The sequence below is a fragment of the Pseudomonas sp. Ant30-3 genome (assembly GCF_000690905.1).
GTDB lineage: Bacteria > Pseudomonadota > Gammaproteobacteria > Pseudomonadales > Pseudomonadaceae > Aquipseudomonas.
Map to the genome: position 1 here is coordinate 1 of NZ_JMCL01000160.1, position 8511 is coordinate 8511.

5 protein-coding genes are annotated in these 8511 nt (G+C 60.2%); 2 read left to right on the top strand and 3 right to left on the bottom strand.

Going from position 1 to position 8511, the window contains the following annotated elements:
* Positions 1-521 precede the first annotated feature (521 nt).
* From lon to DU29_RS0127720, 3 genes are all read right to left on the bottom strand, one after another.
* Positions 522-2939 carry an endopeptidase La gene (lon, locus tag DU29_RS0127705; RefSeq protein WP_028624620.1) on the bottom strand — a complete coding sequence of 806 codons (2418 nt, stop codon included), beginning with the start codon at positions 2937-2939 and terminating at the stop codon, positions 522-524.
* A 158-nt stretch (positions 2940-3097) separates the two neighbouring features.
* A complete protein-coding gene (locus DU29_RS0127715; RefSeq protein WP_028624621.1) occupies positions 3098-5509 on the bottom strand; it encodes a glucose/quinate/shikimate family membrane-bound PQQ-dependent dehydrogenase in 2412 nt (803 codons plus the stop codon).
* Between the two features lie 216 nt (positions 5510-5725).
* Entirely contained in the window at positions 5726-7108 is a 1383-nt protein-coding gene (locus DU29_RS0127720; RefSeq protein ID WP_028624622.1) for a carbohydrate porin, read from the bottom strand.
* Between the two features lie 415 nt (positions 7109-7523).
* Between DU29_RS0127720 and DU29_RS0127725 the strand changes: the two genes are divergently transcribed.
* Complete coding sequence (locus DU29_RS0127725; protein ID WP_028624623.1) at positions 7524-7754, top strand: VF530 family DNA-binding protein; 231 nt, start codon at positions 7524-7526, stop codon at positions 7752-7754.
* A 2-nt stretch (positions 7755-7756) separates the two neighbouring features.
* A complete protein-coding gene (locus DU29_RS0127730; protein WP_028624624.1) occupies positions 7757-8404 on the top strand; it encodes a Pr6Pr family membrane protein in 648 nt (215 codons plus the stop codon).
* Positions 8405-8511 lie beyond the last annotated feature (107 nt).

The following is an 8511-nucleotide window of genomic DNA, read 5'->3' on the forward strand; positions in this document are numbered from 1 at the left end:
TGACAAACCGCCGTCGCGGGCAAGCCCGGCTCCCACAGGGATTGGCGGTGGAGGACCGTTCGCGTTTCAACTGTAGGAGCGAGCCTGCTCGCGAAAGTGATGGGTCAGCCAGTAAACCAGAGCCTGACAAGCCGCCATCGCGGGCAAGCCCGGCTCCCACAGGGATTGGCGGTGGAGGACCGTTCGCGTTTCAACTGTAGGAGCGAGCCTGCTCGCGAAAGTGATGGGTCAGCCAGTAAACCAGAGCCTGACAAGCCGCCATCGCGGGCAAGCCCGGCTCCCACAGGGATTGGCAGTGGCGGAGCATGCGCGTTTCAACTGTGGGAGCGAGCCTGGTCTGGGCGGCATTCCGACGAAAGCGGTGGGTCAGCCAATAATCAAAGCCTGACAAGCCGCCATTGCGGGCAAGCCCGGCTCCCACAGGGATTGGCAGTGGAGGACCGTTCGCGTTTCAACTGTAGGACCGAGCCTGGTCTGGGCGGCATTCCGACGAAAGCTATCGAGCAGACACTGAATCACTGTCAAAACAATATCTTCGCCACATCCGCAAAGCGCTTGGCAAAGTGCACGGTTATCCCTTCCTTCAAATAATCCGGCAATTCATCAAAGCTGCCACGGTTCGGCTCCGGCAGGATCAATTCAAAGATCTTCTGCCGCCGCGCTGCAATCACTTTCTCGCGCACACCGCCAATCGGCAATACATGCCCGGTCAGCGTCAGTTCGCCCGTCATGGCCACGCCTTTTTTCGGCGCCTGGTTGCGGGCGAGGGAGAGCAGGGCGCTGGCCATGGTCACGCCGGCGCTCGGGCCGTCTTTCGGTGTGGCGCCTTCAGGAACGTGCAGGTGAACGAAGGCCTCGTCGAAGAACTTCGGATCGCCGCCGAACGATTTCAGGTTCGAGCTGACGTAGCTGTAGGCGATTTCCGCCGACTCTTTCATTACATCACCGAGTTGCCCGGTGAGTTTGAAGCCACGGTTCAGGGTGTGAATACGCGTTGCTTCGATCGGCAGTGTTGCGCCGCCCATGCTGGTCCAGGCCAGGCCCGTAATAACGCCGGTGCCGGACAGTACTTGTTCGTTGCGGAATACCGGGTGGCCGAGGGAGGCTTCAAGGTCTTTCGGCGCAATTTTGATCACGGCTTTCGGCTCGTCGATCAGCTTCACCACGGCCTTGCGCACGAGTTTGCCTAGTTGTTTTTCCAGCTGACGCACGCCGGCTTCCCGCGCGTAACCGTCGATCAACACTTTCAAAGCACTGTCACTGATCGCCAGGCTGCCTTTCGAGACGCCGGCCTTTTCCAGCTGCTTGGGCCACAAGTGGCGTTTGGCGATGGCGATCTTTTCTTCGGTGATGTAACCCGACAGGCGAATGATTTCCATCCGGTCGAGCAACGGCCCGGGGATCGAGTCGAGGGTGTTGGCGGTGCAGATGAACAGCACTTTCGACAGGTCCATGCGCAGGTCGAGGTAGTGGTCGAGGAATTCGACGTTCTGTTCCGGGTCGAGGGTTTCCAGCAGCGCCGAGGCCGGGTCGCCCTGGTAGCTCTGGCCCATCTTGTCGATTTCGTCGAGCATGATCACCGGGTTCATCACTTCAACGTCTTTCAACGCCTGCACGAGTTTGCCCGGTTGCGCGCCGATGTAGGTGCGGCGGTGGCCCTTGATTTCGGCTTCATCGCGCATGCCGCCGAGGCTGAAGCGGTAGAACGGTCGGCCTAGGGATTCGGCGATGGACTTGCCGACGCTGGTTTTACCGACGCCCGGCGGGCCGACCAACAGCACGATGGAACCGCTGATTTCGCCTTTGTAAGCACCCACGGCAAGGAATTCAAGGATGCGGTCCTTGATGTCATCCAGGCCGGCGTGGTGTTTATCAAGCACTTTGCGCGCGTGCTTGAGGTCGAGTTTGTCGTCGCCGCAGACGCCCCACGGCACCGAGGTGGCCCAGTCGAGGTAATTGCGGGTGACCGCGTACTCCGGGGATCCGGTTTCGAGGATCGACAGCTTGTTCTTTTCTTCTTCGATGCGTTTCTGTACCTGAGGCGACAGCACTTTGCCTTCCAGGCGCTGCTCGAACTGCTCAATGTCGGCGCTGCGATCGTCTTTGGTCAGGCCGAGCTCCTGCTGGATGACCTTGAGTTGCTCCTTGAGGAAGAATTCGCGCTGATGTTCGCCGATCTTGCGGTTCACTTCGGCGGAGATTTCTTTCTGCAGACGTGCGACTTCGACTTCCTTGCGCAACATCGGCAAGACTTTTTCCATGCGCTTGAGCATCGGCACGCAGTCGAGCACTTCTTGCAGTTCGTTGCCGGTGGCCGAGGTGAGCGCGGCGGCGAAGTCGGTCAGCGGTGACGGGTCGTTGGGGCTGAAGCGGTTGAGGTAATTCTTCAGCTCTTCGCTGTACAGCGGGTTGAGCGGCAGCAGTTCCTTGATCGCGTTGATCAGCGCCATGCCGTAGGCCTTGACCTCGTCGGTCGGCTCGGTGGGCTGATGAGGGTATTCGACTTCCACCAGGTACGGCGGGCGATGGTGTTTGAGCCAGGTGCGAATGCGCACGCGGGTCAGGCCCTGGGCGACGAATTGCAGTTTGCCGTTTTCGCGGCTGGCGTGGTGCACCTTGACCAGCGTGCCGTAGAGCGGCAGGGCGGAGGTGTCGAAATGGCGCGGGTCTTCCTGGGGGGTGTCCATGTAGAACAGGGCCAGGGAGTGGTGATCGGATTTGCTCACAAGGTCGAGGGTTTCGGCCCAGGGTTCTTCGTTGACGATGACCGGCAGGACCTGGGCCGGGAAGAACGGACGATTGTGGATCGGGATGATGTAGACCTTGTCCGGCAGATTTTGGCCGGGGAGGGCCAGGCCTTTACCAGTGGAGGGATGTTCGGCGTTTTCGGGATCGGCGTATTCGCTCAGGTCTTCGGGCAATTCTTGCTGGTCGCTCATGGGGCACCTGCACAATGGAGTATGGCTCTTAGATGGGGCAGGTGGTGGGTGGTTTCAATGGCAGGGGTAATATCGATGCTGAAGCTGGCCTCCAGCGGGCACAAAAAATGGGCGACCCCTTCACAGGAGTCGCCCATTTCAATATCTGCCGCTAAAACTTACTCCGACAGTTTGTACGCAATCACATAGTCACCTTGCTTGGTGCCCAGCGAACCATGACCGCCAGCCATGACGAGCACGTATTGCTTGCCGTCCTTGCCGGTGTAGGTCATTGGCGTGGTTTGCGCGCCGGCCGGCAGGCGGCCCTCCCAGAGTTGCTTGCCGTTTTTCATGTCGTAGGCGCGCAGGTACTGGTCGAGGGTGCCGCTGAGGAAGCCAACGCCGCTGGCGGTCATGATCGGGCCGCCCAGGCTTGGCACGCCCATGCTCAGCGGGATCGGGACTGGCGAGCTGTCACGCACGGTGCCGTTCTTGTGTTTCCACAGGACTTTCGACGTGGTCAGGTCGATGGCGGCTACGTAACCCCAGGCAGGTGCCTGGCACGGCAGGCCCATTGGCGAGAGCAGGGCTTCGAGGACGACGCCGTACGGCGCGCCTTTGTTTGGCTGCACGCCTTCGGTTTCACTTTTACGCGGACCTTGCGCGGCGATTTCGGCGGCCGGGATCATTTTCGATTTGAACGCCATGTAGCTCGGGTTCACGAAAGCGAGTTGGCGCACCGGGTCAACCGAGATGCCGCCCCAGTCGAACACACCGAAGTTGCCTGGGTAGACGATCGAACCCTGCAGCGATGGCGGCGTGAACGGGCCGTCGTAGCGCATGGATTTGAAGTCGATCCGGCAGATCAGTTGATCGAACGGGGTCACGCCCCACATGTCGCGTTCCTGCAACGGTGGCGGCATCAGGTGCAGATCGGATTTCGGTTGCGTAGGCGAGGTGTGGTCGCCTTCGACCGCGCCTTGTGGCACCGGCACTTCCTGAATCGGCACGATCGGCTGACCGTTGCTGCGGTCCAGCACGTAGATGCTGCCTTGCTTGGTGGACGCGAGCACCGCTGGCTTCACGCCGTCAGCGGTTTTCAGGTCCATCAGGGTTGGCTGGCCACCGACGTCCATGTCCCACAGGTCATGGTGGGTGAACTGCATGTGCCAGCGCACTTTGCCGGTACCGATGTCGAGGGCGGTCAGGCCGGCGGCATGCAGTTCCGATTCAGGGGTGCGCGCACCGCCGAACTGGTCCGGAGTCTGGTTGCCCATCGGCAGGTAGAGCATGCCGAGTTTTTCGTCGACGGCGAACATGGACCACATGTTCGGCGAATTGCGGGTGTAAACCTCGCCTTCGGCAATTGGCGCCGTGTCGTCCGGCTTGCCGCTGTCCCAGTTCCACACCAGTTGGCCAGTGTGCACGTCGAACGCGCGGATCACGCCGCTTGGCTCGTCGATGGAGACGTTGTCGGTGACGTGACCGCCGATCACGACCAGGTCTTTGGTGACGGCCGGTGGCGAGGTGGAGTAGTAACCACCGGCATTGAAGCCGCCGATGTTGGCGCTCAGGTCAACCTGGCCACCGTTGCCGAAGTCTTCGCACATCTTGCCGGTGTCGGCGTTCAGAGCGATCAGGCGGGTGTCGGCGGTGGGCAGGAAGATGCGACGCGGGCAAGCGTTGGCGGCTGGGGCCGGGCTGGCGGTGCCGGTCGGGCTTTGCTCGGAGGCGTAGACGGCGTCATCGTGGTACGACACGCCACGGCAGGTCATGTGCGCCCAACCCTTGAAGTTCGCCGCGTTCTGCGTGGAGAGCTTCGGATCGAAACGCCAGATTTCCTTGCCGGTGTCCGGGTCCAGTGCAATCACCTGGCTGTGCGGCGTGCACACGTAGAGCATGCCGTTGACTTTCAGCGGGGTGTTTTCGGCAGTGGTTTCGCCCGGATCGTTCGGCCCAGGGATGTCGCCGGTGCGATAGCTCCAGGCTTCCACCAGCTTGTGGGCGTTCTGCGGGGTGATCTGCGCCAGTGGCGAGTAACGATCACCGTGGGCGCTGCGGCCGTAGGAATTCCAGTCACCGTCCGCCATGGGCGGGGCGGTGTTGGTCATGCCCGGCACGCTGTCGCGGTCCAGTTGGCCCTTGATTTCGCCCGGGTTGGTGAACTGGCTGGCCAACGCGGTAACGCCGGCCAGTACCACGGCCACGCTCAGTGCGACGGTGCCCATTTTCGCTTCGCCGCTGCGCAACAGTGGACGGCGGAACCACGGCAACAACATGACGAGGCCCAGCGCAAATAACAACGCCAGACGCGGCACCAGTTGCCACCAGTCGAGGCCGACTTCCCACAATGCCCACACCGTACTGGCAAACAGCACGATGGCGTACAGGCCCAGCGCAGCTCGGCGCGCGGCGATCAGCAGCGCACCGGTCAGCGTCAGGCCGATACCGGCCAGCAGGTAGTACAACGAGCCGCCAAGCATGCTCAGCTTGATTCCCCCGGCCAGCATGGCCAGGCCCATTAGCAGAAGCAAAATGCCGAGCAATGTCGGCAATAGACGGCTTCGACTCAAAGCACCATCAGTGCTCATAGTGTGGTTCTCCGTGACGTTTTAAGTGTTCCCGCACAGGTTCACTGTAGATGACGATCCTGTGCGGGCATGGTTCAGATAAAAAAAGTGAAACTGTTAACGCGGTCCCTGTAGGAGCCGGCTTGCTGGCGATAGCGGTGTGTCAGCCAGCGCAAATGTCTACTGATGCACCGCTATCGCCAGCAAGCCGGCTCCTACAGGGCGTTGTGGTGTGGGTCAGAACTGCGACTGGATTTTGATCCCGCCAATCAGCGCGTCATCGACCTTGTCCACGCCACCAGGGTGGCGGATGTATTGCAGGTTCGGGCGCACGGTCAGCCAGTTCGTCACGTGCACGCCGTAATAAAGTTCAGCGCTGTATTCGGTGTCCTGCGGCGGCAGGAAACTCGGGTCATCGTAGTCGTACACCGCGCGCGCCTGATTGGTCGCTTCAGCGTTTTTACGGAATGCCGGGTTGACGTGCACGCGAGCCATGGCGAAACCGATGTCGTCCTTGGCACGAGCATCGAACAGGCCTTTGTAAACCACCCCGGCCTGCACGTAGTTGTCGATGGCGTTGGTCTTCTTGTCGTGCATCGTCGCGTTGGCGAACACGCTCAAGCCCCGCGAATTATCGCTGGCGCGGCTGGTCAGTTGTTGCTGCACGCCGAGCCACATGCCGTGCTTGCTCGATGCACTGCGATAAGCCTCGTCACTGAGCGCGGCAGGCTGACCATTGCTGTCTTTGTAGGCATCCGTGGCTTTCGCGTTGCTGTAGTAATAACCGGCGCGGTATTCACCCGGCAGGCCGTTGAACTTGGGCGACCAGACCAGTTCGACCGGCAGAATCGCGCCCTGAGTGCCGCTGCCGCTGAGCTTGAACCCGTTGTTGCGATCAAGGTTGGAAGGGTTTTGCTCATACACACCGACCTGCGCATACAACTCTGGCGTCAGGTGATATTTGACGCGCATTGCCCACTGGCTGACCGGCCAGTTGTACCAGATGCCACCGACCCAGTTGCCGACCTGCGAGCCGCAGAACGCCAGGTTCTGGAAGTCGCAGGGGAAGCTGTTGAAGTCTTCGCCCTCGCCGAATCGGCCGACCTTGATGTCGAGTTGCTGATCAAAGAATTTCTGCTGATACCACATCTGCGTCAATCGCCAGGTCTGCCCGCGACCCCAGACTTCCTGGGCCGACGTGAAGCCACCGACGCGCGGGTCGTTGATGCGGTCATTGCTGATGTTGTTGCCGCTGCGCTCGGTGATCGTCAGCTGAAACTCGGCATCGTCCCAGCCGAGAATCTTCTGCAGGTCCAGGTGCGTGCCCAGGCCGAACTGGTCGCTGTAACGCGCGGTACGATCATGGTCGTAACCACCGTGCAGATTACTGCCCATTTCGCCGGTGTAATCGAGTTTGAAGTCATAGCCTTTTTCCGAGAGTTCGCTGCGCGTGCCGTTCCAGTCACCCAGCATCCATGGCGAGTCGCTATCGAACGCGGGGGCCGCCTGTGCGCAGGCGGCGCAACCCAACGCGGCGAGCCCGCTGATCATGTTGAAAGTGTTTCGACTGGCAACAGTCGTGCGGACAGCGCTGTCTCGCGAAAATGGAAAATAAGGCATAGGGAAATTAATTCTTGATCTTTTATGGGAGATGAACTGGAGCGGCGCTTTGTCGCGGGCAGAAGAAGCGTTTCAGCTTGACGGGCGCAAGGATAATGTTCTGTTACAAATAGCGAAAGCCCTTTTGCCGAGATGGATACTTTCAGATTCGGTAACAGTGCGGAGGGGGATCGATATCTGAGGCGCGAGCGATGCGGCGACCCGACTTGCCGGCGGAGGCCATTTCATCGCCGGGAAAAGATCGCAGCCTTCGGCAGGTCCTACAGAAAAACGCATTCCAGCGTAGGAGCTGCCGAAGGCTGCGATCTTTTCAAGCTCACCTACATTTACAACAGCACTACAGATCACTTCCCCCCAACGAAGCCCTCGGCTAAGGTGCGCGGCTTCCAATCCCCACAACGCTTGAAGGCCCGGCATGACCGAACACCATGACAACCCGCTGCACGGCGTGACGCTTGAGCAGATTCTCAACGCCCTGGTTGAACATTACGAATGGTCGGGGCTGGCCGAGCGCATCGATATCCGCTGCTTTAAGAGCGACCCCAGCATCAAGTCGAGCCTGACCTTTTTGCGCAAAACCCCGTGGGCACGGGAAAAGGTCGAGCGCCTGTACGTGAAGTTGATGCGCTCCAAGCGACCGGTCTGAGCATGCTCATTCAGTCGGCGGCGCGTAGTCGTTTTGTCGCCGTGGCGGCCTTTCTCGCCTGGGCAGGATTGATCATTCAGCTGTATCTGATTCTGTATTCGCGTTGGAGTATCGAGGCGAGTCTGCTCGGTGGGCTGATGAGTTTTTTCAGCTATTTCACCGTACTGAGCAACACCCTGGTGGCGACGGTACTGAGCTTTGAACTCACGGCCCGTCAATCAGCTGCGCGACGCTGGTTCTTGCAGCCTTCGGTCAGCAGTGGCATCGCCGTCAGTATCGCAGTGGTCGGCCTCGGCTATAACGTGTTGCTGCGGCATTTATGGCAACCGGAAGGCTGGCAGCGGCTGGCCGATGAATTGATGCACGTTGTCACGCCGCTGCTGTTTCTGGGCTATTGGTGGTGGTGCGTGCACAAAGGCCTTTTGCGCATCCGGCATATCGCGCTGTGGGCGATTTATCCGCTGGTGTATTTCGCCTATTCGCTGGTGCGCGGGCATGAGCTGGCGGTTTATCCGTACCCGTTCATTGATGTCGACAAGCTGGGTTATCCACAGGTGTTTATCAATGCGCTCGGCTTGCTGGTGGGGTTTGTGCTGATTGCATTGTTGGTGATCGGCGTGGATAGATGGCGCGGGAATCGGCGCCAGTAGAGTTGCTTCATTGTGGCGAGGGAGCTTGCTCCCGCTGCGCTGCGAAGCGGCGCTAAAGGGTTCAGGATTGCTCCGCAGCCCAGCGGGAGCAAGCTCCCTCGCCACAT